This window comes from Sulfurimonas lithotrophica (genome assembly GCF_009258225.1).
GTDB lineage: Bacteria > Campylobacterota > Campylobacteria > Campylobacterales > Sulfurimonadaceae > Sulfurimonas > Sulfurimonas lithotrophica.
Genome location: NZ_CP043617.1, coordinates 529,654 through 554,415 on the forward strand (window position 1 = coordinate 529,654; position 24,762 = coordinate 554,415).

31 protein-coding genes are annotated in these 24,762 nt (G+C 33.7%); 22 read left to right on the forward strand and 9 right to left on the reverse strand.

Features of this window, described 5'->3' with window-relative positions; all coding sequences use genetic code 11:
• Positions 1 to 2 precede the first annotated feature (2 nt).
• The 3 genes from fliG to dxs are packed head-to-tail and all read left to right on the forward strand — an operon-like array spanning position 3 to position 3,658.
• Entirely contained in the window at positions 3 to 1,028 is a 1,026-nt protein-coding gene (fliG, locus tag FJR48_RS02760) for a flagellar motor switch protein FliG (RefSeq protein WP_152306640.1), read from the forward strand.
• A 3-nt stretch (positions 1,029 to 1,031) separates the two neighbouring features.
• Positions 1,032 to 1,838, forward strand: coding sequence for a flagellar assembly protein FliH (gene fliH, locus FJR48_RS02765; protein ID WP_152306641.1), 807 nt, complete (start codon positions 1,032 to 1,034; stop codon positions 1,836 to 1,838).
• 5 nt (positions 1,839 to 1,843) lie between these two features.
• Positions 1,844 to 3,658 carry a 1-deoxy-D-xylulose-5-phosphate synthase gene (gene dxs, locus FJR48_RS02770; protein ID WP_152306642.1) on the forward strand — a complete coding sequence of 605 codons (1,815 nt, stop codon included), beginning with the start codon at positions 1,844 to 1,846 and terminating at the stop codon, positions 3,656 to 3,658.
• On the opposite strand, the gene pgeF is transcribed toward dxs, so the two are convergent.
• Positions 3,655 to 4,353 carry a peptidoglycan editing factor PgeF gene (pgeF, locus tag FJR48_RS02775; protein ID WP_152306643.1) on the reverse strand — a complete coding sequence of 233 codons (699 nt, stop codon included), beginning with the start codon at positions 4,351 to 4,353 and terminating at the stop codon, positions 3,655 to 3,657. The two genes, dxs and pgeF, sit on opposite strands and share 4 nt — an antisense overlap.
• Positions 4,354 to 4,381: 28 nt before the next feature.
• Between pgeF and ovoA the strand changes: the two genes are divergently transcribed.
• From ovoA to FJR48_RS02790, 4 genes are read left to right on the forward strand one after another with little or no spacing between them, the layout of a single operon-like run.
• Complete coding sequence (gene ovoA, locus FJR48_RS02780) at positions 4,382 to 6,484, forward strand: 5-histidylcysteine sulfoxide synthase (protein WP_152306644.1); 2,103 nt, start codon at positions 4,382 to 4,384, stop codon at positions 6,482 to 6,484.
• The gene (locus tag FJR48_RS02785; protein WP_152306645.1) at positions 6,481 to 7,668 is read left to right on the forward strand and encodes a PatB family C-S lyase; all 1,188 of its coding nucleotides are present in this window, start codon (positions 6,481 to 6,483) and stop codon (positions 7,666 to 7,668) included. Before ovoA ends, FJR48_RS02785 begins: the two co-directional genes overlap by 4 nt.
• Complete coding sequence (locus FJR48_RS12260; protein ID WP_241856092.1) at positions 7,661 to 7,891, forward strand: hypothetical protein; 231 nt, start codon at positions 7,661 to 7,663, stop codon at positions 7,889 to 7,891. The genes FJR48_RS02785 and FJR48_RS12260 overlap by 8 nt, the downstream gene beginning before the upstream one ends.
• Positions 7,892 to 8,305, forward strand: a complete 414-nt coding sequence (locus FJR48_RS02790; protein WP_241856093.1) for a pyridoxamine 5'-phosphate oxidase family protein — start codon at positions 7,892 to 7,894, stop codon at positions 8,303 to 8,305.
• Here the strand turns inward: FJR48_RS02790 and FJR48_RS02795 are convergent.
• The gene (locus FJR48_RS02795) at positions 8,302 to 8,481 is read right to left on the reverse strand and encodes a uracil-DNA glycosylase (RefSeq protein ID WP_152306646.1); all 180 of its coding nucleotides are present in this window, start codon (positions 8,479 to 8,481) and stop codon (positions 8,302 to 8,304) included. The genes FJR48_RS02790 and FJR48_RS02795 overlap by 4 nt on opposite strands.
• Before the next feature lie 60 nt (positions 8,482 to 8,541).
• On the opposite strand from FJR48_RS02795, the gene FJR48_RS02800 reads away from it, so the two are divergent.
• From FJR48_RS02800 to FJR48_RS02810, 3 genes are read left to right on the forward strand one after another with little or no spacing between them, the layout of a single operon-like run.
• Positions 8,542 to 9,234 (forward strand): dUTP diphosphatase, encoded by a 693-nt coding sequence (locus tag FJR48_RS02800; RefSeq protein WP_152306647.1) that lies wholly within the window; start codon positions 8,542 to 8,544, stop codon positions 9,232 to 9,234.
• Positions 9,235 to 9,245: 11 nt separating this feature from the next.
• The gene (locus FJR48_RS02805; protein WP_152306648.1) at positions 9,246 to 9,818 is read left to right on the forward strand and encodes an ATP-binding cassette domain-containing protein; all 573 of its coding nucleotides are present in this window, start codon (positions 9,246 to 9,248) and stop codon (positions 9,816 to 9,818) included.
• 11 nt (positions 9,819 to 9,829) lie between these two features.
• The gene (locus FJR48_RS02810; protein ID WP_152306649.1) at positions 9,830 to 10,588 is read left to right on the forward strand and encodes a DUF481 domain-containing protein; all 759 of its coding nucleotides are present in this window, start codon (positions 9,830 to 9,832) and stop codon (positions 10,586 to 10,588) included.
• Here the strand turns inward: FJR48_RS02810 and crcB are convergent.
• From crcB to FJR48_RS02845, 7 genes are read right to left on the reverse strand one after another with little or no spacing between them, the layout of a single operon-like run.
• Positions 10,585 to 10,974 carry a fluoride efflux transporter CrcB gene (crcB, locus tag FJR48_RS02815; protein WP_152306650.1) on the reverse strand — a complete coding sequence of 130 codons (390 nt, stop codon included), beginning with the start codon at positions 10,972 to 10,974 and terminating at the stop codon, positions 10,585 to 10,587. The two genes, FJR48_RS02810 and crcB, sit on opposite strands and share 4 nt — an antisense overlap.
• Positions 10,943 to 11,641 (reverse strand): lysophospholipid acyltransferase family protein, encoded by a 699-nt coding sequence (locus tag FJR48_RS02820; RefSeq protein WP_152306651.1) that lies wholly within the window; start codon positions 11,639 to 11,641, stop codon positions 10,943 to 10,945. Before FJR48_RS02820 ends, crcB begins: the two co-directional genes overlap by 32 nt.
• Positions 11,619 to 12,740, reverse strand: a complete 1,122-nt coding sequence (locus FJR48_RS02825; protein ID WP_241856096.1) for a hypothetical protein — start codon at positions 12,738 to 12,740, stop codon at positions 11,619 to 11,621. The genes FJR48_RS02820 and FJR48_RS02825 overlap by 23 nt, the downstream gene beginning before the upstream one ends.
• A complete protein-coding gene (gene purQ, locus FJR48_RS02830) occupies positions 12,740 to 13,414 on the reverse strand; it encodes a phosphoribosylformylglycinamidine synthase subunit PurQ (RefSeq protein WP_152306652.1) in 675 nt (224 codons plus the stop codon). The genes FJR48_RS02825 and purQ overlap by 1 nt, the downstream gene beginning before the upstream one ends.
• Complete coding sequence (gene purS, locus FJR48_RS02835) at positions 13,415 to 13,657, reverse strand: phosphoribosylformylglycinamidine synthase subunit PurS (RefSeq protein WP_152306653.1); 243 nt, start codon at positions 13,655 to 13,657, stop codon at positions 13,415 to 13,417.
• A 14-nt stretch (positions 13,658 to 13,671) separates the two neighbouring features.
• Complete coding sequence (gene purC, locus FJR48_RS02840; protein WP_152306654.1) at positions 13,672 to 14,385, reverse strand: phosphoribosylaminoimidazolesuccinocarboxamide synthase; 714 nt, start codon at positions 14,383 to 14,385, stop codon at positions 13,672 to 13,674.
• Between the two features lie 6 nt (positions 14,386 to 14,391).
• On the reverse strand, positions 14,392 to 15,714 hold the full coding sequence (locus FJR48_RS02845) for a S41 family peptidase (protein WP_152306655.1): 1,323 nt from the start codon (positions 15,712 to 15,714) through the stop codon (positions 14,392 to 14,394).
• 188 nt (positions 15,715 to 15,902) lie between these two features.
• Here FJR48_RS02845 and FJR48_RS02850 point away from each other — a divergent pair, with 188 nt between their 5' ends.
• From FJR48_RS02850 to nosD, 12 genes are read left to right on the forward strand one after another with little or no spacing between them, the layout of a single operon-like run.
• Complete coding sequence (locus tag FJR48_RS02850) at positions 15,903 to 16,688, forward strand: cytochrome C (RefSeq protein ID WP_152306656.1); 786 nt, start codon at positions 15,903 to 15,905, stop codon at positions 16,686 to 16,688.
• Between the two features lie 6 nt (positions 16,689 to 16,694).
• Positions 16,695 to 17,906, forward strand: coding sequence for a nitrous oxide reductase family maturation protein NosD (locus tag FJR48_RS02855; RefSeq protein ID WP_152306657.1), 1,212 nt, complete (start codon positions 16,695 to 16,697; stop codon positions 17,904 to 17,906).
• Positions 17,907 to 17,908: 2 nt separating this feature from the next.
• The gene (locus FJR48_RS02860; protein WP_152306658.1) at positions 17,909 to 18,649 is read left to right on the forward strand and encodes a 4Fe-4S dicluster domain-containing protein; all 741 of its coding nucleotides are present in this window, start codon (positions 17,909 to 17,911) and stop codon (positions 18,647 to 18,649) included.
• Complete coding sequence (locus FJR48_RS02865) at positions 18,624 to 19,235, forward strand: c-type cytochrome (protein WP_152306659.1); 612 nt, start codon at positions 18,624 to 18,626, stop codon at positions 19,233 to 19,235. Before FJR48_RS02860 ends, FJR48_RS02865 begins: the two co-directional genes overlap by 26 nt.
• A 1-nt stretch (position 19,236) precedes the next feature.
• Positions 19,237 to 19,716: a c-type cytochrome gene (locus FJR48_RS02870; protein WP_152306660.1), complete on the forward strand. Its 480-nt coding sequence runs from the start codon at positions 19,237 to 19,239 to the stop codon at positions 19,714 to 19,716.
• A gap of 9 nt (positions 19,717 to 19,725) precedes the next feature.
• Entirely contained in the window at positions 19,726 to 20,631 is a 906-nt protein-coding gene (locus tag FJR48_RS02875; protein WP_152306661.1) for a NapH/MauN family ferredoxin-type protein, read from the forward strand.
• Between the two features lie 2 nt (positions 20,632 to 20,633).
• On the forward strand, positions 20,634 to 21,272 hold the full coding sequence (locus FJR48_RS02880) for an ABC transporter ATP-binding protein (protein WP_152306662.1): 639 nt from the start codon (positions 20,634 to 20,636) through the stop codon (positions 21,270 to 21,272).
• The gene (locus FJR48_RS02885) at positions 21,259 to 21,705 is read left to right on the forward strand and encodes a hypothetical protein (protein ID WP_241856098.1); all 447 of its coding nucleotides are present in this window, start codon (positions 21,259 to 21,261) and stop codon (positions 21,703 to 21,705) included. Before FJR48_RS02880 ends, FJR48_RS02885 begins: the two co-directional genes overlap by 14 nt.
• Positions 21,705 to 22,532: an ABC transporter permease gene (locus tag FJR48_RS02890; RefSeq protein WP_152306663.1), complete on the forward strand. Its 828-nt coding sequence runs from the start codon at positions 21,705 to 21,707 to the stop codon at positions 22,530 to 22,532. Before FJR48_RS02885 ends, FJR48_RS02890 begins: the two co-directional genes overlap by 1 nt.
• An 8-nt stretch (positions 22,533 to 22,540) precedes the next feature.
• Positions 22,541 to 23,011 carry a nitrous oxide reductase accessory protein NosL gene (locus FJR48_RS02895; protein WP_152306664.1) on the forward strand — a complete coding sequence of 157 codons (471 nt, stop codon included), beginning with the start codon at positions 22,541 to 22,543 and terminating at the stop codon, positions 23,009 to 23,011.
• Position 23,012: 1 nt separating this feature from the next.
• Complete coding sequence (locus FJR48_RS02900) at positions 23,013 to 23,537, forward strand: PAS domain-containing protein (protein WP_152306665.1); 525 nt, start codon at positions 23,013 to 23,015, stop codon at positions 23,535 to 23,537.
• A 9-nt stretch (positions 23,538 to 23,546) separates the two neighbouring features.
• On the forward strand, positions 23,547 to 24,761 hold the full coding sequence (nosD, locus tag FJR48_RS02905; protein WP_152306666.1) for a nitrous oxide reductase family maturation protein NosD: 1,215 nt from the start codon (positions 23,547 to 23,549) through the stop codon (positions 24,759 to 24,761).
• Position 24,762: the final 1 nt, after the last annotated feature.

Consider the following 24,762-nt stretch of genomic DNA (forward strand, 5'->3'; position numbering starts at 1 on the left):
AAATGAATCTAAATCAAGTACAGCAGGCACAGTTTGATGAAATGAGTATAGCTGAAAAGATAGCTATCCTTTTATTGCAACTTGGGGAAGAAACAACTGCAACACTTTTTACGAGTATGAATGTCGATAGTATTACGGAGGTATCAAAATATATTGCAAGAGATAAGTCGGTAGATCGTGGGGTGGCAACTGCAATTTTAGAAGAATTTTATGCAATCTTTCAGTCCGGGCAATACATAACAAGCGGTGGTTTAGAATATGCAAGAGAACTTTTATATAGAACTTTAGGACCTGATGAAGCAAAGAGAGTTTTGGAAAAACTCTCAAAATCTATGCAGGAATCTCAAAACTTTTCTTATCTTTCAAAAATCAAGCCTCAACAGCTTTCTGACTTTATTATAAACGAGCATCCACAAACGATTGCCCTTATTTTGGCACATATGGATTCAACCGAAGCTGCAGATACTTTAAGCTTTTTTCCGGATGAGTTAAGAAGTGAAGTATCTATGAGGATGGCAAAACTCGGAGATATCTCTCCATCGGTTATTAAAAGAGTTTCTGCTGTGCTTGAATCCAAACTTGAATCTCTTGCATCTTACAAAGTCGAAGTTGGTGGACCGCGTGCAGTTGCAGATATCTTTAACCGTCTCGGTGCTAAGAGTTCTAAAGCTACTCTATCTCAAATTGAACAGCAAGATGAAGAACTTGCATCTATGATTAAAGAGATGATGTTTACTTTTGAAGATATATCTACTCTTGATAAGGGTGCTATTACCGAAATTCTTAAAGCGGTTGATAAAAAAGAACTTATGCTTGCACTTAAATCGGCTCCTGAAGAGCTTAAAGAGAAATTTATGTCTGCAATGAGTGAGCGTGCTCAAGAAGCATTCCTAGAAGAGATGCAGTTCCTTGGTGCTGTTAAAATGAAAGATGTTGAAGGTGCTCAACGTAAAATTGTTGAAACGGTTAACGGACTTGCCGAAACAGGAACTATTCAGATTGGTAACAATGAAGAGATGGTGGAGTAAACCTTGGCTAAAGTTATTTCTGAAAATAAATTATCAAAGCATACTATGGATAAATATAAATTTAAAGTATTCTCTATGAATGTAGGTAGTAATGAAGAGAATAAAGAACAAGTTGGTACTAGCTCTTTGCAAGAGACTTCTGCAGAGTCTAAAACCCAAGAGAAACAAGAAATACAAAACGTTGACTCAAGTTCTTTAAGTACTAATTCAAAAGATTCACTTATTGAATCTTTAATGAAAAAGACAGATGAGATGAGCTCTAACTTTATTAAGCTGCAAATGAAGTTAGAAAATATGAGTGACGAGCATAAGTTAGAACTTCAAAAAGTAAAAGACGAAGCATTTGAAAAAGGTGTTGAAGAAGGACTGGAACAAGCTAAAAAAAACCAAGATAATAATGTGGCAAATAGTTTAAATCAGTTTATAGCTTCGGTAGAGACTTTGGGACAAAGTGCAAAGGAGTTTGAGTCTGCATTGGAAGGTATAAAAAGTTCTTTACTTGAGGCAGCCTGTGATATAGCTAAAGAGGTTATCTCTATTGAACTCTCGGACAATTCTAACGAGATAGCTAAAGTACTCTCAGAAGAATTGATAAACGAGTTGCAAAGTGCTTCAAAAGTAAAACTAAAAGTAAATCCTAAAAATCATGGAGCTATTTCTGAAGCAGTCGGTTCAGACGAACGAATAGAAGTATTAGCTGATAATGCCGTAAGTGAAGGCGGTGTTGTTGTTTTAAGCGATGCAGGTAATATAGATGCACAGATTAAAAAAAGATTTGAAAGAGTAAAGAGGGCAGCGTTAAGCGAGTAATATATATGGATATAAAATCAAAAAATATTAAAGAATTAGAAACTGTTTGTAATGATATAAGAGAAAGAATTTTAGACGTAGTAAGCAAAAACGGCGGGCATCTTAGCTCAACACTAGGTGCGACAGAATTGATAGTAGCTATGCACAAGGTTTTTGATAGCAATAAAGATCCGTTTATATTTGACGTATCGCATCAATCATATGCACATAAACTTGTTACAGGACGATGGGATGAGTTTGAGAGTCTTAGAACATTCGGCGGTTTAAGCGGCTATACGAAACCTAGTGAGAGCGATGATGATTATTTTGTCGCAGGACACAGTTCCACATCAATCTCTTTAGGCGTAGGTGCGGCTAAAGGCATCGCACTTAAAGGTGAAACTGACAGCCGTATTCCGGTAGTTATGATAGGTGACGGTTCTATGACTGCAGGTATGGTTTATGAGGCTTTAAATGAGCTTGGTGACAGAAAATATCCTATGGTTATCATACTAAACGATAATGAGATGAGTATAGCAAAACCCATAGGTGCAATATCAAAGATGCTCTCATCGGCAATGGCAAGCCCTTTTTACCAAAGATTTAAAAAAAATACGGAAAGTTTTGTAGATAATTTTGGAGACGGTGCTAGATATATGGCTAAAAGGATGGAAGAATCCTTAAAGCTTATAACTCCTGGTATTATGTTTGAAGAGATGGGAATAGACTATATAGGGCCTGTTGACGGACATGATTTAAAATCATTAATTGAAACACTTGAACTTGCTAAAAAACTGAACAAACCCGTAATTGTTCATGCTCAAACTCTAAAGGGCAAAGGTTATGAGATAGCTGAGGGTAAAGAGGAGAAGTGGCACGGAGTTGGACCCTTTGATATTGAAAACGGAGCTTCATCTAAAAAATCATCTTCAAAATCTGCAACTCAGATATATACAGAATCATTAATGCATCTGGCAAAACAAAACGAAAAGATAGTCGGGGCAACTGCCGCTATGCCGAGTGGAACGGGGCTTAGTGAACTTATAGAAGCTTATCCAAACAGATTTTGGGATGTAGCAATTGCGGAACAACATGCCGTAACATCAATGGCGGCTCTTGCAAAAGAGGGTTTTAAACCTTTTTGTACGATATATTCTACATTTTTACAACGTGGATACGATCAAGTTATACACGATACCTGTTTAATGAATCTTCCTGTTGTATTTGCACTTGATCGTGCAGGTATAGTGGGTGAAGACGGTGAGACGCATCAGGGTGTTTTTGATATATCGTATCTACGTGCAGTTCCAAATATGACGCTTTTTGCTCCTAGGGATGAGAAAAGTTTTCATCAGGCTATGGCTTTTGCGGCCTCTTATGAGTATCCGTGTTCATTGAGATATCCAAGAGGTTCGTTTGTAGAAACAGACCTTCCTGAGTCTGAAGAGTTTAAACTTGCTAAATCGCAACTGTTGCGTTCATCAAAAGGAGATAAGCTCTTTATAGGTTACGGCGGGGGAGTAGGACGTGCATATGAAACGGCTAAACTTATGGATGAAGATGTCAGCATCTTGGATTTACGTTTTGTAAAACCACTGGATGCTGAGATGCTTAGAGATTTAAGCACTAAACATAAAAAATGGTATGTTTTCTCAGACAGCTCAAAAGCGGGCGGTGTAGGTTCTGCAATTTTAGAATTTTTATCCGATGAGAAAATACAAGATGTAGAGCTAGAGAGTTTTGAGTATGCTGATAAATTCATAACTCACGGAAATACAAAACTTGTTGAAGAGTCACTTGGTATATTACCTGAACAATTAGCCAAAAAGATTAAAGGCTAATTTAAAATAATTACTCCGGCAAACCTTCCCGTTTGTCCATCACGTCTATATGAGTAGTAGTTTTTGTCATTGCATGAACTACACTCATCTAAAAGTTTGATATTTTCATCCAAAACCCCATAATCACTTAGCTGTTTTAAAATTATTTTATTTACATCCAAATAAAAAAAGTCGTCTATTATTTTTACGGCATAATCAAACCCTAGTTCTTTTGCTTCAGCATCTATCTCACTTCCGACTTCATAACAGTTTTGACAGATGCTCGCACCTATATGAACTTTTATATTTTTTATATCCGAGGCATAGTTTTTAACAAAAACATCCAGTACGTTTTTAACTATATTTTTAAAAGCACCCTGACGTCCTGCATGAACCGCTGCTATAACTCCTCTTATCTCATCATAAAAAAGTAGAGGGCTACAATCTGCTACCATAACCATAAGAGGGATGTTTTTCTTATCTGTTATAAGTGCATCGCACTCGGGTGGATTGTTAAAGTTATTATCTTTATCTACAATATGTACGATATCGGAGTGAATTTGTTTCATATGAACGAGTTTATTAAAATCATAATTATGTTTTTTAGCTAAGTGTTTATGATTGTTTATTACACTATTCTTATCATCATTGACATGAAATGCTAGGTTACCGTCTTCTCTTGATGTGAAGAAAAATTTAGTTTGATATAATGACATTATTAATTGTACCGAAAAAGGGTTTGTTTTGAGTAAGTTAAGTATATATCCACTAACATTGCAGGGCACAGATATAGAAAAAAAGAGAGAAGAGATACTTGCGTATTTTCATAATACGTATAGTCTTTATGAGAAGATGTTTGAAGTTTTAAAGGATGATAGCGTCTTTTATAAAAAGAGTGAACCGACTCGTCATCCAATGATTTTTTACTTTGGTCATACTGCTACTTTTTTTATAAATAAACTTATAAATATGAAGATAATAGATAAACGGATAAATCCTGATTTTGAGTCTATTTTTGCCGTGGGCGTAGATGAGATGGAATGGGATGATATGGATGAAGCCAGATATAAATGGCCCCAAGTCTCAGAGGTAAAAGAGTATAGAAGTAAAGTAAGGGAATTAGTCGATAAACTAATCAGTGAAATGGATTTTAAGCTTCCTATTACTTGGGATAGTGATATGTGGATAATACTTATGGCAATTGAACATGAACGCATCCATATAGAGACATCAAGCGTATTGCATCGTCAGATGCCTTTAGAGTTTATTAAAAATGTAGATGACTTTAAAATATGTAAAGAGTGTAAAAATGTAGTCTCAAACTCACTTGTAAGTATTCCAAAAACAAGTGTTAATCTTGGAAAAGACAGAGATGATAAATACTATGGCTGGGATAATGAATACGGTATTTATAAAGAGGATGTAAAAGAGTTTAAAGCATCCAAGTATCTAGTTTCCAACAATGAGTTTATGGAGTTCGTACAAGAGGACGGTTATGAAAGAGAAGAGTACTGGTGTGATGAGGGTAAAAAGTTTTTAAAAATCACAGGGGCAAAACATCCACCTTTTTGGATAAAAGAGCAAGAAGGTTTTAGTTTCCGTACCCTTACAAAAAAAGTTAAGATGCCTCTTTCTTGGCCAGTTGAGGTAAACAACCTGGAAGCTATGGCATTTTGCAGATACAAATCTCAAAAAGATAAAATTAAATACACACTGCCGAGTGAAGCCGAATATGAAGCTATCTGCCAGTATGCAGGTGTAGATGATATACAGAGTGAGTTAAAAGCAAACCATAACTTTGGAGTCTCAAGCAGTGTATCTGTAAGCATCAATGAATTTAAAGCTAATAACGGGAGCATCTATGATGTAGTGGGAAATGTATGGCAACATTCACGTACACCTATAAGGCCGTTTGAAGGATTTGAGGTACACAAGGCATATGATGATTTTACAACACCTACATATGATGAAAAACACGCACTTATTTTAGGTTCGTCTTGGGCAAGCAGTGGAAACTTGATAATGAAAAAATCACGTTACGCTTTTAGAAGGCATTTTTACCAACATGCAGGTTTTAGATACGTGGAGACTCAAGCAGATGATTCAAAAAAAGAAAATATTTACGAGAGTGATGATTTAGTCTCTCAGTATTGTGAATTTCAATACGGCGATGAAAACTTTGGCATAAAAAACTTTGCAACATCTTGTGTCGAAAATGTTATTAAATATATGACAAAATCTAAAAAAGCACTCGATATAGGCTGTGCAACGGGTAGGGCAAGTTTTGAATTGACAAAGTTTTTTGATGAGGTGGAAGGGATTGATTTTTCTGCTCGTTTTGTAGGCGTGGGTACAAAGCTGAAAAAAGAGGGTTATATAGCTTGGAAGTCAAAAACAGAAGGCGATTTGTATGAACACAAAAAAGTAACTCTTGAAGATTTAGGCTATAAAGGCTTTGAAGAAAAAGTCACTTTTTGGCAAGGAGATGCATGTAATATCAAGCCGAATTTTACAGGCTATGATTTGGTACTTGCAAAAAACCTAATAGACCGTTTATATAATCCAAGACTTTTTTTAAAATCTATAAAACAGCGTATAAATCAAGGCGGAGTTTTAATGCTTACTTCACCTTACACTTGGCAGGAAGAATCAACTACTAAAGAGTTATGGCTAGGCGGATTTAAAGACTCTTTTGGTAAAGAGTGTTACACACTTGATGGGATAAAAGAGATTTTAGATGACGAGTTTGAGCTTTTAGAAGTAAAAGATATAGAGTTTGTTATAAAAGAGACTAACAGGAAGTTCCAGCATACCGTAGCAGAGGCTAGCATCTGGAGAAAAAAGTGAGTTATAGCTTTAAAAAGTCAGCTTGCAGAAAAGATACTAATGCAGAAAAATATAAACTAAGAGAGAAGCTTTTTGGGACTGAAGACGTAGAACCCGTATGGGTTGCGGATATGGATATAGATACACCGGATTTTGTCACAGATGCTATAAAAAAAAGGCTAAATCATCCCGTATTTGGTTATGAAGATATGCCAGAGAGTGCATATGAAGCTCAAATAGACTGGCTTTATAGACATCATGGAATTAAGTACGAAGTAGTTGATATGCTGTACTCTCACTCTGTTGTTGCATCTATGCATACTGCAATAGAAGCTTTTAGCAAAGTAGGGGATAAGATTATAGTTCAAACACCTGTGTATCCGCCTTTTTTTAAATCTGTAACACAGCTGGATAGAAAAGTTTTAGTTAATCCTTTAAAGCTTCAAGAGAATGGAATATATACTTTTGATTTGGATGATTTAGAATCACAAATAGATGAAAAAACAAAGATGATTTTATTGTGTTCCCCTCACAATCCCGTTGGACGTGTATGGAAGAGGGATGAGTTAGAATCTCTTTTAGAGATATGTCTTAAACACAATATTGTAATTTTTTCAGATGAGATACACTCAGATTTGGTATATGCTCCAAACAAGCATATCCCGTTTGCATCTATAAGCAAAAAAGCAAAAGATATTACGGTTAGTACCTTTGGAGTCGGAAAAACATTTAATATGGCGGGATTTGCAATAAGTACGGTAGCTATTGCAAATGAGGAGCTTAGAGATAGATTTTTAAAAGCATATTCTAAAGTACATTTTGCCCAGGGTGCATCACTCTCTCATGTGGCATTTGAAGCTGCATATAAAAACGGAGATGTATGGTTAAGTAAATTAAAAGAGCATCTGCGTAACAACTATACTCTTTTAAAAAAATTATGCGATAAATATCCTCAGTTTATAAAAATAACACCTATTGAAGCTACATATTTAGCCTGGCTTGATTGTAGAGGTATGGGTTTAAGAGATAAAGAATTAAGAGATTTTTTTATAAAAAATGCAAAACTCGGGTTAAATGCGGGAATTGCTTTTGGAAAGGCAGGAAGTGGCTTTATGCGCTTGAATTTTGCTCTCTCGTCTGATAAAATGTCAAAGGTTATTCAGCAGTTGGAATCTGCACTTAAAAATAGGAAAATAAATGGTTAGAAATATAGATTGGGGAGAATTCAAATCATATCGTGCTTCAAGCACAAAAGAACAAGATAATTTTTTAATGATGCTTGACTTTTTAAAAAGTTATTATAATCTTTACAGTGTATTTGATATATACGATACATTGGCAGGTGATGAAACCACAAAGATGATGTTAGATAAAAGAGATATAACCTCTCCTGAAGGTTTAGAATCTTATCTTTTTAAAGCCGTTTAATTGTCTTTAAAAAAAATAGAATCGTTTTTAGATGAGCATCATGTTCTTAGTCTTGCTACATCTTATAAAAATGAGTTAAGTGTTTGTAGTCTTTTTTATGCATATGAAAAAAACAGTTCGACTTTTGTAGTTGCAAGCAGTGAAGATACTACGCATATTCAACATATTTTAAAAAACAAACAAGTAGCAGGTTCTGTTGTTCTTGAAACAAAAAAAGTCGGTAAAATTCAAGGTCTGCAGTTTCGCGGTGAATTTGAGGTTTTGGAAGATAACGACTTAAAAAAACTCTACTTTAAAGCTTTTCCATATGCTTTGACTATGAATCCAAAGTTGTGGAAAATAAAAGCAAATTACTTTAAATTTACGGATAACACTTTGGGTTTTGGTAAAAAATTTATTTGGGAGAGAGACTAAGAACTTTTTGCGGGTTTCTTTTGTATAAACTGTGAACAGTCGCTTCCTGAGCTTTGAAATACTACTATTGATGGTAACTGTTGTGATTTAAATCCGTATGCCCTGCATCCATGAGGTTTACCGGCCTGCCAAGTTACAAAATAATATATACATCTTCTACAGTTGATTCTTTTCATAACCGAAATTTTATCATATTTAGATACAATTATTTTACTAAATTTAAAGGGCATATGTTTATGGATAAGATATTAATTATGTTACAACTTCAGAATCAACTAAACGATTCTACAAACGGTGAAAACTGGACAAAAGGTGTTACTAAGAACGGTAAAGTTATTAACTGGAAGAGATGCATCTATATGGAGTGTGCCGAGATGATAGACAGCTTCTCATGGAAACACTGGAAAAATATAGATGCACAGCCGGATTGGGATAACCTACAAATCGAAGTTGTCGATGTATGGCATTTTATTATCTCTTTAGCTATAGAGAACTACGCCCTTAATATGCGTGGCGGTGTTGAAGATTTGGGGATAAATATCTCAAATATGCCTAGTTTTAAAAAAATAGATACTTCCCATGACCTTTTTGCAGCCCAAGATGAAGTTATATCTAAAGTTGAGAGTATTATGTCGATAGTGCTCTCAAAAGATGAACTAGATCTAGATTTATTAATATCGGAATTTTTTGATTTAGTCCTTATGAGCGGATTGGATTTAAGTACATTATATAGATTGTACGTAGGAAAAAATATTTTAAATCAGTTTCGTCAAGATCACGGATATAAAGAGGGTACATATGTAAAAGTGTGGAACGGCGATGAAGATAATGTAATTATGAAAAAAATCTGGGAAGATGACAGTGATATAAAACCGGATGACCTTTACAAAAAACTATCTAAAATATATCTGGCATTTAATAAAAGTTAAGGGCTAATCTTTTGGAGAAAAATCTTATTGAAGTAAATAAACTCTCTTTTGGTTACTCAAAAGATAAGCTACTTTTTAAAGATCTTTCATTTACCCTGAAAAAAGGTCAAATAAAGGCTATAGTAGGACAAAGCGGTGCAGGTAAAAGTACACTTTTTGAGTTGATTTTAGGAAACTTAAAACCTTTAGTCGGAGATGTGAGTTGTGCTAAAGCATCAGAAGTATTTCAAGACCCTTACAGCTCTTTTCATCCAAGTTACTCTATACTTAACCAAATTAAGGACGTAGCATCTACAGATGATTTACAAATCCATTTAGATGTACTTAACCTTGAATACGAACTACTTTTAAAACTTCCGCATGAACTCTCTGGCGGACAGTTGCAACGTGCTTCAATACTTCGTGCAGTATTGATGAAACCCGATGTTTTACTTTTGGATGAGCCTACAAGTGCTCTGGATAATGTTATACAACTTGAAGTTATGAATAATCTTATAAAAAATCTGGACAAAATGGGGATGCTTTTAATAACCCATGATTTAGAGTTGGCAAAATGGTGTGCCGATGATATTATACAAATATAAAAAGGAAAAAAATGAAAATAAAACTGATTACACTTTTACTAATCTTTACAAGTCAACTTATGGCGTTGGTTTCAATACAGCCTGTAGAGATTGGTGAGCAAAAGGGAGTTTCGGGCGGGATTGAAATCGGACTTGAAACGAAACGAGGAAATACAGATAAGGACTCATATAAAGGTGACATAAAAGTTATGTATGACAGCAATGCCAGTTATCTAACATGGTTGGAAATATCCGGAGAATACGGAGAGGCTAATAATGTTGAAGATACAAATAAAATCTATGCGCATCTAAGATATATACATAAACTTACACAAGAGACTATAAGATATGAAGCTTTTTTGCAAACTCAAGAGGATAAGTTTAAGGCTATTGAGTATAGAAGACTAGCAGGTGCAGGTCTTAGATTTAAAATATTTAATACGCCCATAGGTGGAAAAGGTTACTACGGTCTTGGTGCTTTTTATGAAGACATAAGATATACAAACCCCGCTATAGATCCCGATGAGAGTGAAGTAAGAGTAAATACGTATCTTGCTTATGCTATAAACTTTTCAAAAAAATCATCACTTGCATATACACTTTATTATCAGCCTATTATAGATGAGTTCAATGATTATGTATTAACAAATCAACTTGAATTGACATTACAGGTATATGAGCAGTTATATCTTAAGTTTAGTGCTTCATATGATAGAGATTCAAGACCACCAAAGGGAATAAAGAAAAAGTACGATTTTACGCAAAGTACAACTTTTGTGTATAAGTTTTAAACTTTAAAAAAGTATTTTACTAAGTAAAAACCGCTTCCCGCCATTATAATAGTTCCAAAAGCATTGACACTTATGTTTATAAGTGCCAGTGTTATATAACCGCCTTCAAGTAAAAAAAAGCTTTCTATTGCAAATGTTGAGTATGTAGTCAGTGCACCTAAAATACCTGTAGATATAAAGGATTTTATATGCAGAGAAAAAACAGTAGTGTACATAAAATATGCTATAACTACGCCCATAATAAAACTACCGATTAGATTTACTCCCAGTGTACCAAAAGGTAAATCATGGGGAACTCTGTGTGAGATTACACCGTTTAGGTAGGCTCTAAGAACAGCCCCTATGAAACCGCCGCTACCTATGGCGAGGATTGTTTGCCAACTCATCGTCATATACCTTTTGCATTTTCTCTCTTAGATTTTTTAACCAGTCTTTGTCTGCTTTTTCTGCTACAAATGATTCTAAGTAAATAAGCTTTACACGTCCGGGTTTATAAAAATATTCTTTAATATTATAATACTTTGCACTCTGTATTATAACTACGGGTTGAACTCTAAGTCTGTATTTGTCCGCTACCATCTTAGCACCGACTTTAAAAGGAAGCATTTTGCCTTTTGTACTTCTTGTACCTTCAGGAAACATAGTTATGGTCTTACCGATATCCAAGCGACTTTTTACATCTCTTACCAATTTTACCAGAGATGTTTTATTTTCACGCTCAACAGGTATATCCCTAGGAAGTTTTAATGCATATCCGAAGAAGGGTATATCAAAAAGTTCTTTTTTCGCCACCCAAGCTAAATCTTTTTTTGTGGATGTTTCCATTATAGCTATATCCATATCGCTTTGATGGTTTAAAAGTATCATATTCGCTTCAGGATCTTCTTTCCCTTCTATTTCGACACTGAAAAACGTCCCAAGCCTTATTATCCAAGCAGAAATTTTTGGAGCCATAGGTTCCGGTACAAAATGAAATAAAAAAATTAATATCCCTAAAGATATAAAGATTATTATAGTTGCAATTAGCCAGCTAATATTTGCAAATATTTTCATTTTTTACCCATCCTATTTTATTGCTTTTTAGTTTTACTTTTACGAAACCTTTAGCTTTTCCTTCTTGTTGAAGATAAATTGTTTCTGATGTAGTTTCAAATATAGTACCGTTGCTAACGGGAAGTAAATAGATATTTGAGCCTTCTTCAATACACAAGTTTTTAGAAGGTGCAGATAAAAACGTGATGTAGGCTACTGGAAAAATCAATAAAATAGAATAGATATATTTTTTTCTCCATACAATTAAGATTAGCAATACAAGTGCTACACTAAGAGCAATAATCAGTTTTATTCTCTCTTTGGATTGATCTTTTGGTTTTAAATCTGTTTGTGTAGTAACTTTGTCATCATCGACTATAATAGGTATATGTATGTTGTTAAATCTGTTTTGCTCAAGATTAAAATATGAAAACTTAAAAGTCTCTACTTTTTTATCAACCACTACAAAGTAGGTAATTTTAGAGTCTTCTATAGATTCAATTATAGATTCAATCCCTTGTTTATATACATTTTTAAACTCAATATTTGCTATATCACATCTTTTAGCTTCGGCAACAAACACTATAATATTATGCAGATTGTCAAAGCTTGTTGTTTTGTACTCTACAAGTCCAAAATGTTCGGCAATTATGTTTGAGAAGTTGTTTTTTGGATTTAAGGTAATAACATTTAGTTTTTTACCTTTTAAAACAGTGCTTTCGTATTTATTATTCGGATTTGGTTCAATATATGCTTCAATATCAGGTAATCTCGCCCAACTTGAGTTAGCTAAATAGTAAAAGGTGTCGTAAAAATATTTTCCGTTTTCGACTCTGTAGGGTATTGAATTAAGAGATTTTAAACCGTCTTGATTGGAAAAATTATATTTTATTTGTTCATACTTATCTGTTGTAGAGAGAAGTCGTATAGTAATAGGAAATATTTCACCTTTTACTATACGTTTTGGCAGGTCTTCATAATTGACATATAAAACTTTTTCGCTTTGTATTTGTTGGGAAGTATTTGATTCAGGGAAACCAAACGGTTTGCTATAAGTATCAAACTCTTCTTGCGCAAACAAAGCGGCCAAGAAAAAAACAGATAAAAGTATAAGACGCATTACGCTTTAAAAAACCCTTCTAACATTTTAATACCGTCATCACTGCCTAATATTGTTTCCATGGCACGTTCGGGGTGTGGCATAAGACCAAATATGTTTTTTTCTTTATTGCTTATTCCTGCGATAGATTCAACAGAACCGTTAGGGTTAAGTTCATTGCCGTTTTCATCACAGTACGTAACTAAAATTTGATTGTTCTCTTTGAGTTCTTTTAAACCTTTGTCGTCTATATAATAGTTTCCGTCGTGGTGTGCTATTGGTATATTTACCACATCACCGTTATTTAATTCTTTTAAAAAATCATTGTCGTTGTTTTGTACTTTTAGATGGTGATGCTTAGATATAAAATGCAAAGATTCATTTCTTTTTAGTGCACCCGGAAGTAATCCTGCTTCCGTTAGAACTTGAAAACCGTTACAAATACCCAAAACTTTCCCGCCTTTAGATGCATACTCTCCAACTGCTTTCATAACAGGTGAAAATCTTGCAATCGCACCGCTTCTCAAATAATCACCGTAAGAGAATCCACCTGCAACAACAAGTAAATCTGTATCGGTAGGTACTTCTTCAGATTTATGCCAAAGAATTTCGGTAGATGCACCCAGTTTTTCAAATGCATATTGAGTATCATATTCACAGTTTGTTCCGGGAAATTGAAGAATTGTTACTTTCATTTAGTTTACCAGCTCTATCTCATAGTCTTCAATTACCGTATTTGCTAAAAGGTCTTCACACATTTGAGTTACTTCTTCTCTCGCTTTTGCTTCATCCGTATTAGATAGTTGCATTACAATCTGTTTACCGACTCTTACATCTTCAACACCGTTAAAATGCAATGAATCAAGTGCATGATGGACAGCTTTTCCTTGGGAGTCTAATACACCTGCTTTAAGAGATATGTTAATTATTGCTTTCATGTTTTTCTTTTTTCCTATTTATTTAATATTCTGTCTAATACTTGTTCATAAGCTACTTTTAGCCCGCCTAAACCTTGACGAAATCTGTCTTTATCCATTTTTTCACCGCTTTTCATATCCCAAAAACGACAATTATCAGGTGAAATTTCATCTACTAAGATTATATTTCCGTCTTTGTCTTTTCCAAATTCAAGTTTAAAATCTACTAAATTAAGACCTTTATCCGCAAAATAAGGGCGAAGAATATCGTTTACTTGCCTTGCCATACGGCGAAGCTTGTCAAGCTCGTCTTGATAATCTACTAAACCTAATATAAGTGCATGTTGATCATTTAATTTAGGATCGCCCAAATCATCGTTTTTGTAATCAAACTCAACTAAAGTAAAAGGTAAAACCTTTCCGTCTTCGATTCCAAGTGAACGAGTTAAGCTTCCCGTAGCGATATTACGAACAATTACTTCTATTAAAATCACGTCAACTTTTTTATGTAGCATATGGTTATCATCAAGCATCTTTACAAAGTGTGTCTGAATACCGTTTGCTTCTAAAAGTTTGAAAAGTTCCGTAGAAATTTTATTGTTAAGTGCCCCTTTACCGGCTTCACTTGATTTTTTCTCACCGTTAAAAGCAGTTAAATCATCTTTGAATTCCGATATTACCAAGTTTTCATCGTCTGTTAAAAATAATTTTTTAGCTTTTCCTTCATAAAGAAGTTCTCTTTTTTTCATCTTTTTTTATCCTTTCATGATTATAAGAGCTTTGATAATATCTACACTCTCTTTTAGTTGAATATCTTTGTTTAACATTTTTTGAGTGATAATATTTTTATCATCAATTTCTTCTTTCTTTTTAGATTCTTCTTTATCGTCTGTATTAACTTTTTCAAGTTCTTCTTGAAGATGTTTTTTCAAATCTGCTTCTTTAATCGAGAACTTATTTTCATTTGTTTTTACACTTCCAGAAAAAACTTCAATATCCGGTGTTACACCCACGGCTTGGATTGTACGTCCGCTTGGCAAGTAGTATCTTGCAATTGTTAATTTTATAGCCTCTTCATCCGTAATAGGCAATACGACTTGAACGCTCCCTTTACCGAAAGTTTTCTCGCCGATTACAACTGCACGTTTATGGTCTTGTAGTGCTCCGCTTACGATTTCGGATGCACTTGCACTTCCGCCGTTGACTAAAACTACTAAAGGTACATCACTGATAGTCTCGGAGCTTTTAGCTCTATATACTTGTTTATCCGAATCTTTTCTACCTTTTTGAGAAACAACTACACCGTTATCTACAAACAGGTCAACCAAACCTACTGCTTGGTCAAGTAAACCTCCCGGGTTATTTCTTAAATCAAGAATAATTCCCTTTGTTTTACCTTCATGTTTTTTTATAGCTTTTGAAACGTCTTGTTTAACTTTTTTATCAAAGCTTGTAACACGAACGTATAATATATTATTATCTATCGTTTTTGTATATACGGATTGAATCGTTATGTTTCCACGGACAATTTTTATCTCGATAGGTTTTGATTCGCCTTCACGGACTATGGTAATATCAATCGGTTCGCCTATTTTACCGCGCATAATTGCTACAGCTTCATCGATAGTCATATTCAAAGTGGATTCATCATTTATTTTTAAGATGATATCACCTGCTTGCAAACCGGCTTTATCGGCAGGAGTACCTTCAAGAGGTGCAATAACAGTCAATGCACCGTCACGAATACCTACCGTTATTCCAAGACCGCCAAATTCTCCGTCCGTTTGAACTTTTAAGCGTTTATAATCTTTAGCAATAAGATAGTTAGAATGTGCATCGAGATTTTGCATCATCCCCGCCAATGCTTTATCCATTAATTCTTCAATACTCACCTTATCTACATTGTACTGTTCAACAATGGATATTACTTTCGTAAATTTTGCCAAAGCCTCAAGCCTTGAAGCTTCTTTATTCTCTTCTTTACTTTTTGAATCGGCAAAAAGAGTAGTTGAAAACATCATTAAAAATGCAAGGGCTACACTTATAAAACCAATTGTCATAAACTTTTTGTTTTTCATTGGAAATCCATTTTAAATTTAGAAGAGATATTATAGTAAAAAGATGTTTAAATAACAATTACTTAGTAAATTTTTTAAATTTGCTATATTATAATATGTAATGACAATTATAGTAATTTGATATATCTCAATTTACTTTTAGATAAAAAGTGATACAATGCTTGCAATTAATTTTGTAAGGAAAACTAATGCATCCAAGTATTAAAAAAGCAAGAATATTTGCTACGTTGGCACTTCTGATTCTTACGTTCGCGTTTACGTTCCCAATGATTTCATTTAACGGTGTTTTAACACAGATTGATGAAGGTAAAGGCAATGAGGTATCGGCATTCAGTGCTAAAGTTTGGAATCTATATAACCAAGGAAGATATAAAAGTGTGACTACGCCAAAAGAGGCTAGAAACGACCTTGAAAAGATGATAGATACGGCAAGTGAAATAGGTGTAGCGTCTATGCCTATATGGGCAGTTTCTCTTGAAGCACCAAACTATCCTAAAGAAGCTTTCCCTGAAGGGATTCCGGTATTTTTTCACTTTGACGGCTATAGTGGAGAGGTACATGAAATGAACACGATTAACCACTATGTAGGAATGGATCCAATGTGGATCGGTGGTGTGTTTGAGCGTGAAATTGGTGCATATGCCTTACTTTTATTAACTTTAGGTTTTATATATTTTATAGCTTATGAGAACAAGTATTTAAACTATGCAATGTTAGTACCTGTATCACTACCAATACTGTTTATAGCTGATTATTCTTATTGGTTATATTGGTTTGGACACAATCTTCATGATTGGGGTGCTTTTAAAATAAAACCTTTTATGCCGACGGTTTTCGGTGATGGTAAAATTGCGCAGTTTACTACGCATTCATACCCTACAATCGGTTTTTACCTTTTAGTTGCTATCTCTCTTCTTAGCTTATTGGCTTTTTTCGCAAAACAAAAAGCTATGCGAGAGATGGAAGCCGAGTAATTTCTTATGATAAGACTATTTTTTATCTTATTATTTTCAACTCTTCTTGGAGCAAATATACTTCAAGAAGCTATTGATAATGCTCCTGTCGGGTCTATATTAAAACTTCCTGCAGGCGTGTATAAAGGTAAGATAACAATAGACAAACCATTAAGTATAGTCGGTAAAGAAGACGGTGTAATTATAGACGGTATGGGTGAGGGGACGGTTATAAAAACGGTTGGTTCAAACATAACGCTTAAAAACTTAACTATTGTTAATAGCGGAGACAGACACGATAAAATCGATTCGGCAATAACGATGACAAATGGTAAGCAATGTGAAATAAGTAATTGTACTATTAAAGATTGTCTATTTGGTATCGATATGCAAATGGTCTCCAACTCTATAGTTCAAAACAACTATATAAGTTCTAAAGACTTAGACCTCGGTCTTCGTGGAGACGGACTTAGAATATGGTATTCAAACGATAATATTATTAGAAAAAATTCTCTTGTAAAATCAAGAGATATGGTTGTATGGTATTCTCACGGTAATTTAATCGAAGAGAATTACGGTGAACACAACAGGTACTCTCTTCATTTTATGTATGCAGGTAAAAATATAGTTAAAAATAATAGCTATAAATATAACAGCGTAGGGATATTTTTTATGTATTCCAAGGATACCGTTGCAACAGGAAACGTAGTTAAAAGTTCACTCGGTGCTACGGGTATGGGTATCGGGCTTAAAGACGTCTCAAACTTTACTCTAAAAGAAAATACGGTTATATATTGTGCACAGGGAATTTACATAGATAGAAGTCCTTTTGAACCGGATACGAATAACTGGATAGAAAATAATAAAGTTTTGTATAATTCAGAAGCACTTCACTTTCATTCTTTAAGTGAAAATAATATAATTAAAAACAATCTGATAATGGGCAATATAGAAGATATTGTAAATGATAGCAGAGGGAGTAAAACAGATCAAAATGATATAGTTGGAAATTATTGGGATAACTACAGCGGATTTGATAGAGACGGGGATAATGTCGGAGACACCCCTCATCGTGTATATCAATATGCCGATCAACTTTGGGTGTACGACCCAAATGTAAAGTTTTTTTACGGTTCACCCGTAATCTCATTACTAAATTTTTTAGCAAAACTAGCACCTTTTACAAAGCCGCTTTTTTTACTAGAAGATGAAAAGCCAAAAGTTAGATTTGAAGGATAAACATGGCAACAATAAAAACCGATAGAAGAAAATTTGTAAAATACTCAACCCTAGGTGTTTTAGGATTGGCTATGGGTGCCGGTGTGTTTTTTAGTCCATACGGAAAAGTTCCGGAAAACAGGCTTAGACCTCCAGGAGCAGTCGAAGAGGATAAATTTTTAGCATTATGTATCAAATGTGGACAGTGTCTGCAGGTCTGTCCTTATCACTCTATAAAACTCTCGGATATGGCAAAAGGTCACGGTGTTGGAACTCCATACATAGATGCATCTGAGAGGGCATGTTATGCTTGTAGTGCAGTTCCATGTGTACTTGCTTGTCCAAGCGGTGCACTTGATCATCATTGTGAAAAACCTGAAGATATTGAGATGGGTATTGCATATTTAGAGCATCCGGATACTTGTTTAGCAATGACTAATACGCCTATCCCTAAAGGATATAATACTAAGATGCACGAGTTTACGAAAAATGTAACTAATGTAACTCAGTTGGAATTGGATTTACTAGAAAAACTTGATAGTTTTGAGGGCAAACAATGTACGCTTTGTGCAGATATGTGTCCTATACCAAATCCACTTAGTGCTATTGCTATGGTGTATGACAGTAGTGGTGATGGTAAGAAGCCTGAGATTTATGACGGCTGTATCGGATGTGGAGCGTGTGAGGAAGTTTGTCCGACTCAAGTTCCGTCGATTGTAATTAAACCAAGGGGTACATATGAACAGTATTATAAAAATGCATAATTTAATATATGCGCTGATTATTTCAACTATGATTATCGGATGTAGCGATAATAAGCAGACAGAAGAAAAAACTACACAAGTTAAACAAGCAAGTGCAAGCGGTATAGAGGTAGTGGAAAATAAAGATGCAAATGCTATAAAAGTACAAGAGAAAGCTCAAGATAAAAATCAGAGTAAATCATACTATTTTGATTACGGAATTAAGAGTGCTTACTCTGAAGATGCAAAACCGGCTAACAGCGACGCATCTGTTCGTGTTAAGCCAAGAACAAATATAGATGCGAACATGAACGTAAGAAGTCCGTATGAAAAAGTTCAAGTTAGTTTACTTGTTTCAAAGTTATCAAAAAAATTCATTGTTAAGTGTTCGGCTTGTCATAATGATTATGCAAACGGTGTTATCGGACCGTCTTTGTTACATAAAGATAGCGAGTATATATTTTCACAAATTATGAAATTTAAAAAAGATAAAAACTTAAATGTGCTTATGTCTAATTTGGTTGAAAATATGAGTGAAACCGAGATAAAAGAGATTGCGGATGAGATATATTCATTTAATAAAAAGATAAACGAGATGAGGAAATAATATGAAAAATACAGTAGTTGGAATTCTTACAATAATTATAGTGGCATTAATGGGCTTTGTAGCAACTGATGATGCAGTATATCACGGCGGTGAACACGGAAAAGTTATTGAGGATATGGGTAATAAAACCGTAAATGCTTCAAGCAGTACTGCACCGGAAGAAAAAGATGACAGAGAAAAAGAGAAAGAACAGCTAAAAGCACTTAGAGATAAAGCCGGAAATGCAGGAGCATTTAAAGTTTCCCAAGAGTATAAAAGTAAATGTGCATCTTGTCACGGTGTAAACGGTGAGGGTATTATGGGACCTAAACTATTTGGACAAAGTGCTGATAAGGTTTATAAAGATTTAGTTGACTTTAAAGCAGGCAGAAAAGAAAACTACATTATGAAAGGTTTATTGATAAAACTTGAAGAGAGTGATTTAAGAAGACTTGCAGATGAAATAGGTGATTTCCCTAATAGGGCTAAAGAAAGCAAATAGGAGGTAGTTATGGATAAGTATAACAACCGGGAGACCATTGCCAATAGTAGTTTTTGGTCAACTTTTTTTGATACTACTAGAGACGGAAAAAGAATTTTTAGTTATAGAATGAAAAGATGGATACTTGTAATATCTATCCATCTTTTCTTTTTCTTATCGTTTTTTATAGATTTACAAATGCTTGAAGGTACGTTAAACGGTTCTCGTTTTTTGGGCTTTCACATGATAGATATTTATACGACTATGCAACTTTTTTTAGCTACGCATGAAATGCCCGTAAATATGATAATCGGTACTTCTACTATTTTAATCGTATATGTATTAGTCGGTGGTAGAAGTTACTGCTCATGGGTATGCCCATACGGAATACTGAGTGAAATAGGTGAAAAACTTCACAATATGCTTGTAAAGAAAAAAATTATAAAAGAACGTAAATTTGATCAAAGAGTCAGATATATATTTTGGGCTATATTTTTAGTATTATCGGCAACAAGCGGTTACTTGGTATTTGAGACGTTTAACGTAGTCGGAATTTTAAGCCGTATGTTTGTATATGGTTGGACTGTTGCACTCTTATGGGTAGTAGTTGTATTTTTAATTGAAGTTTTTTATTCCCGCCGTGCTTGGTGTACATATGTATGCCCGATTGGAACTACTTATGGTTTTATAGGTAAAGTTTCAGCTTTAAGAATACAATGGAACGATAACTGTGACAGCTGTATGGTATGTCATGATGTTTGTTTTGAGCCGCAGGTTTTAGAGATTACTAAAGCGAAATATAAAAAACAGATTGAAGAAAAAAATATAACTGAACAGTATATTACGGGTGCAGATTGTACACTTTGCGGAAGATGTGTAGATGTATGTCACGAAGATGCCCTAAAATTTGATTTTAGATTAAAAAGTTTGGTGTAATTATGGTAAAAATATCTAATCTAACTAAGAAATTCGGCTCACACGTATCACTTGACAATATAAACTGTGAGTTTAAAAAAAACGACTCTATAGCCCTTATGGGCGCTAACGGTGCAGGTAAGACGACTCTTATCCGTTCAATGCTTGGATATTACCATCCGGATGCAGGCGAGGTTCTTATAGATGGATATAACCCGATAACCGATAGAACAAAAGTTTTAGAAAATATTAGTTTTGTTCCACAACTTCCTCCACCGATAAAACTAAGTATTGATGAACTTATTAATTATATTTCAACAAGTAGCGGCGTTGATAAAGATTTGATTTTAAATTATGCAAACGAGATGCAACTTGATTTAAAATCAAATATGTCAAAATCTTTTTTTAAACTAAGCGGCGGAATGAAGCAAAAATTGCTTATTGCGATATCTTTAGCTAAAAAAAGTGATATAATAATTTATGATGAACCTACTGCAAACTTAGATCCTAAAGCCAGAGATGATTTTTATAGGCTTCTTAAAGAAAATGAACAAAACAAAGTACTTCTATTTGTTACCCACAGACTTGAAGAAGTTCAAGAATTGGTTAACAGACAGATCTATATGGATCTTGGTAAGGTGGTATCGGATGAGAGAGTTTAAATATTATTTTTTTACATTTGTTTTATTGTTTTTAACAGCCTGTGATTCCGAGGTTAATTTAAATTTACAAAAGAACAAATGTCCCGAATGTCATATGAATGTTAAATATGCGGATGATTATAGTACGGAGATTAAAGTAAAAGGTGAAGACTTTTATTTTGACGATATCGGTTGTATGATAATTTATGCATATGAAAAAAATATAGATATAGAAAAATTTTTACCTAAAGTTTTTACAAAAGATACAAAAAAATATATACCGATTTTACAGGCAAAATATAAAATAGGCGATAATACACCTATGAGTTACGGTTTTGCAGCATATGAAAATGAGGGAGACGGTATGATATCATACGATGAAGTTGTACTTAAGATGCTTAGAGGTGAGCATATGGCTAATCCGAAAATTAGAAAAAAAGTGTTGGGACAATAATGAAAAATTTATCTTTAATTGCATATCTGGATCTAAAAGAATCTATCCGAGCCAGATGGTTTTTAATATATTCACTTGTATTTGGAGGTCTTATAGCTCTGTTTTTTATAGCAGGAGTTACTGAGAGTCAAGTTATGGGTTTTAGCGGACTTAGCCGCCTTTTACTTATGTATATACAAATAACTATAGTTATATTACCTATATTTATTTTAATCACGACGGTTCGTTCAATCTCAGGAGATAGGGATAATCATATTTTAGAATATATGCTTTCTTTTCCTATATCTTTAAAGCAATATTACTGGGGTAAAGTAATAGGAAGGTTTATTACTGTTTATCTTCCTGTTTTCTTTGCAATGCTCATTGCTATTATCTATGGTGCGACAATAGGAGCCGATATACCTTGGAGTATATTCTTCTTATATACAGGGTTGCTTTTTTCACTCTCAAGTGCATTTTTGGGTATAGCTTTTTTTGTGTCCTCTTTTGTTAAGTCGAGTGAAGTAGCATTGGGTATAGCTTTTTTTGTTTGGATATTTATGCTTGCGTTTTTGGATATTGCACTTATTTCACTGATGTTATCCCAAAGATTTAATGAAGAGCTTATAATCTTTATAGCACTTGCAAATCCGATGGAGATATTTCGTGTAGCTGCGATATCTTTATTTGACCCTGAACTAACAGTAATGGGTCCTGTTGCTTTTTATATTTTGGATACTATGAGTCAGGTTGTTTTTGTATTGCTCTCAATTGGGTATCCTTTAGTGTTAGGTTTACTTTTTGCCTATGGCGGATTTAAAATATTTAAGAAAAAAGACTTAGTTTAGGAGTATTTATGTTGAAAATTTTTGTTAGTTTAGCAATGTTTATAGGTTTGCTTAATGCTTATGAGATGGATTTTACAAAAGAAACGCAGGGGTTGGTAAGACATATAAAAATATATAAAGACCCAAAGTGGGCTTCTAAAATAGAACTTCAAAACGGTAAAAAAGTATTTTTTTGTTCACCAAAATCCATGTTTGAATTTTATTTTCGTCCGGGCAAATGGCATAATGTCGGAGTAAAAAGTGAAAAAGATTTTAAAGATATTTTGGTAACTGACCATAATACTTTGGAAATTATAGAAGCACGCGGTGCATTTTTTGTATACGGAAGTAGTGTCACAAGTCCTGCAGGGGATGATTTAGTTCCTTTTAACTCATATAAAGAAGCTAAAGAGTTCGCTGAAAAATATAACGGAAAAAGAGTTTTTGGATTCCGTGAAGTCAGTGATGCTTTAATTAGATTATTAAACGGAAGGATATAAAATGAAAAAACCAACTCCAATAGATGAAGAAATAGAGTTAGATCCTAAGAGATATATCGTAAGTGAAACGGACGAAAAAGGTAAAATTACTTTTTGCAATGATTATTTTAAAGAGATTTCAGGGTATAGTGAAGAAGAACTTATGGGCTCGCCTCACAATATAGTTCGACATCCGGATATGCCTAAAATCGTGTTTAAGCTTCTTTGGCAAACAATTTCAGCCGGTAAAAATATAAATGCAGTTGTTAAAAATATGGCAAAAGACGGAAGATATTACTGGATATTTACGGAATTTGAGATTCGTAAAGATACTGATACGGGAAAAATTATAGGTTATCATGCATCCAGAAAAAATATATCTAAACATGTATTAGCCGTTATAGCAGATTTATATGCAAAACTTTTAGAAATTGAAAAAACAGAAGGTGTGGATGCATCTGAAAAATATTTAATTAACTTTTTAAAAGATAAAGGCGATGATATAGAATTCGCTAATATAATGGAAGAGATTCATAAATTTTACTAGTAGTAAAGTGTGAAAAGTTTTCTTTTTTATATTTTTTTTATTACCGGTCTTCTTGCAAATCCTTTGCAAGAAGCAATTGACAATGCGTCTGCTTATTCAACAATAAAATTATCTCCTCAAAACTATAGAGGAAATATTATAATCAATAAACCTCTTACTATTATTTCTACAGAAAATGAAAAAGCTACAATACAAGGTAGTGGATTTGGAAATGTTATAAATATAAACAGCTCTGATGTTACACTAAAAAATCTTAATATATACGGTAGTGGAGATAAGATGTATAAGTTAGATTCCGCTATCTATATATCTAAGAGTTCAAATGTAAAAATAGACGGTTGCAATATTAAAGACAGTTTATATGGAATACATATGGAGATGGTAGAAAAATCTGTATTTTCTAATAATTATATTAGTTCAAAAAATCTACCGATATCCCTAAGGGGAGATGCATTGAAAATTTATTATTCTCATAATAATTTATTTAAAAATAATACTATTGAAAAGTCAAGAGACATTACTCTTGATTATTCTCATAATAATATATTTCAAAATAATATATTTCGAAATAATAGATTTGCTTCACATATTGCACTTAGTCGTAATAATCTTTTTAAAGACAATATTTATAAACACAACAGTGTCTCTATAATGCTTATGGGGGCACATGATACGAATGTTACGGGTAATACTATTAAAAGTTCCGACGGTGCGGCAGGAATAGGTGTTATGATAGGCGGTGTATCAAACTTTAGATTTGAGAGAAATACGCTAAAGTTTAATGCAAAGGCGATATATATAGAGTCCAAAGAAAAAGCAAAAGGTATGAAAAGATATATCTCCTATAACGATATCTCCTATAACGGCGAAGCTATACATTTTCATGTAGCTATAAAAGACAATACAATAACTCATAATAAAATATACGGTAATATTGATGATATAGTTAAAGATATAGACGGGCATTTTTCAAAAACGAATGTAGTCGAGTACAATTACTGGGATAATTATCAGAGTTTTGATGCAAATAAAGACAACATAGGTGATAAGCCGCATCAAGTGTACCAATATGCCGATCAGCTTTGGCACCATAACCATAAAATAAAGTTTTTTTATGCAAGCCCTATTATGAGCTTGATGAATTTTTTGCTGAAATTAGCACCTTTTATAGAACCAAACCTTCTAATGGAGGATAAAAAACCTATAGTAGAGATAGATAAGTAGT

Coding starts and splice junctions, on each gene's coding strand:
- fliG (WP_152306640.1), top strand. CDS start 3: ATGAATCTAAATCAAGTACAGCAGGCACAGTTTGATGAAATGAGTATA.
- dxs (WP_152306642.1), top strand. CDS start 1,844: ATGGATATAAAATCAAAAAATATTAAAGAATTAGAAACTGTTTGTAAT.
- pgeF (WP_152306643.1), bottom strand. CDS start 4,353: ATGTCATTATATCAAACTAAATTTTTCTTCACATCAAGAGAAGACGGT.
- FJR48_RS12260 (WP_241856092.1), top strand. CDS start 7,661: ATGGTTAGAAATATAGATTGGGGAGAATTCAAATCATATCGTGCTTCA.
- FJR48_RS02795 (WP_152306646.1), bottom strand. CDS start 8,481: ATGAAAAGAATCAACTGTAGAAGATGTATATATTATTTTGTAACTTGG.
- FJR48_RS02800 (WP_152306647.1), top strand. CDS start 8,542: ATGGATAAGATATTAATTATGTTACAACTTCAGAATCAACTAAACGAT.
- FJR48_RS02810 (WP_152306649.1), top strand. CDS start 9,830: ATGAAAATAAAACTGATTACACTTTTACTAATCTTTACAAGTCAACTT.
- crcB (WP_152306650.1), bottom strand. CDS start 10,974: ATGAGTTGGCAAACAATCCTCGCCATAGGTAGCGGCGGTTTCATAGGG.
- FJR48_RS02820 (WP_152306651.1), bottom strand. CDS start 11,641: ATGAAAATATTTGCAAATATTAGCTGGCTAATTGCAACTATAATAATC.
- FJR48_RS02825 (WP_241856096.1), bottom strand. CDS start 12,740: ATGCGTCTTATACTTTTATCTGTTTTTTTCTTGGCCGCTTTGTTTGCG.
- purQ (WP_152306652.1), bottom strand. CDS start 13,414: ATGAAAGTAACAATTCTTCAATTTCCCGGAACAAACTGTGAATATGAT.
- purS (WP_152306653.1), bottom strand. CDS start 13,657: ATGAAAGCAATAATTAACATATCTCTTAAAGCAGGTGTATTAGACTCC.
- purC (WP_152306654.1), bottom strand. CDS start 14,385: ATGAAAAAAAGAGAACTTCTTTATGAAGGAAAAGCTAAAAAATTATTT.
- FJR48_RS02845 (WP_152306655.1), bottom strand. CDS start 15,714: ATGAAAAACAAAAAGTTTATGACAATTGGTTTTATAAGTGTAGCCCTT.
- FJR48_RS02850 (WP_152306656.1), top strand. CDS start 15,903: ATGCATCCAAGTATTAAAAAAGCAAGAATATTTGCTACGTTGGCACTT.
- FJR48_RS02855 (WP_152306657.1), top strand. CDS start 16,695: ATGATAAGACTATTTTTTATCTTATTATTTTCAACTCTTCTTGGAGCA.
- FJR48_RS02860 (WP_152306658.1), top strand. CDS start 17,909: ATGGCAACAATAAAAACCGATAGAAGAAAATTTGTAAAATACTCAACC.
- FJR48_RS02865 (WP_152306659.1), top strand. CDS start 18,624: ATGAACAGTATTATAAAAATGCATAATTTAATATATGCGCTGATTATT.
- FJR48_RS02870 (WP_152306660.1), top strand. CDS start 19,237: ATGAAAAATACAGTAGTTGGAATTCTTACAATAATTATAGTGGCATTA.
- FJR48_RS02875 (WP_152306661.1), top strand. CDS start 19,726: ATGGATAAGTATAACAACCGGGAGACCATTGCCAATAGTAGTTTTTGG.
- FJR48_RS02880 (WP_152306662.1), top strand. CDS start 20,634: ATGGTAAAAATATCTAATCTAACTAAGAAATTCGGCTCACACGTATCA.
- FJR48_RS02885 (WP_241856098.1), top strand. CDS start 21,259: ATGAGAGAGTTTAAATATTATTTTTTTACATTTGTTTTATTGTTTTTA.
- FJR48_RS02890 (WP_152306663.1), top strand. CDS start 21,705: ATGAAAAATTTATCTTTAATTGCATATCTGGATCTAAAAGAATCTATC.
- FJR48_RS02895 (WP_152306664.1), top strand. CDS start 22,541: ATGTTGAAAATTTTTGTTAGTTTAGCAATGTTTATAGGTTTGCTTAAT.
- FJR48_RS02900 (WP_152306665.1), top strand. CDS start 23,013: ATGAAAAAACCAACTCCAATAGATGAAGAAATAGAGTTAGATCCTAAG.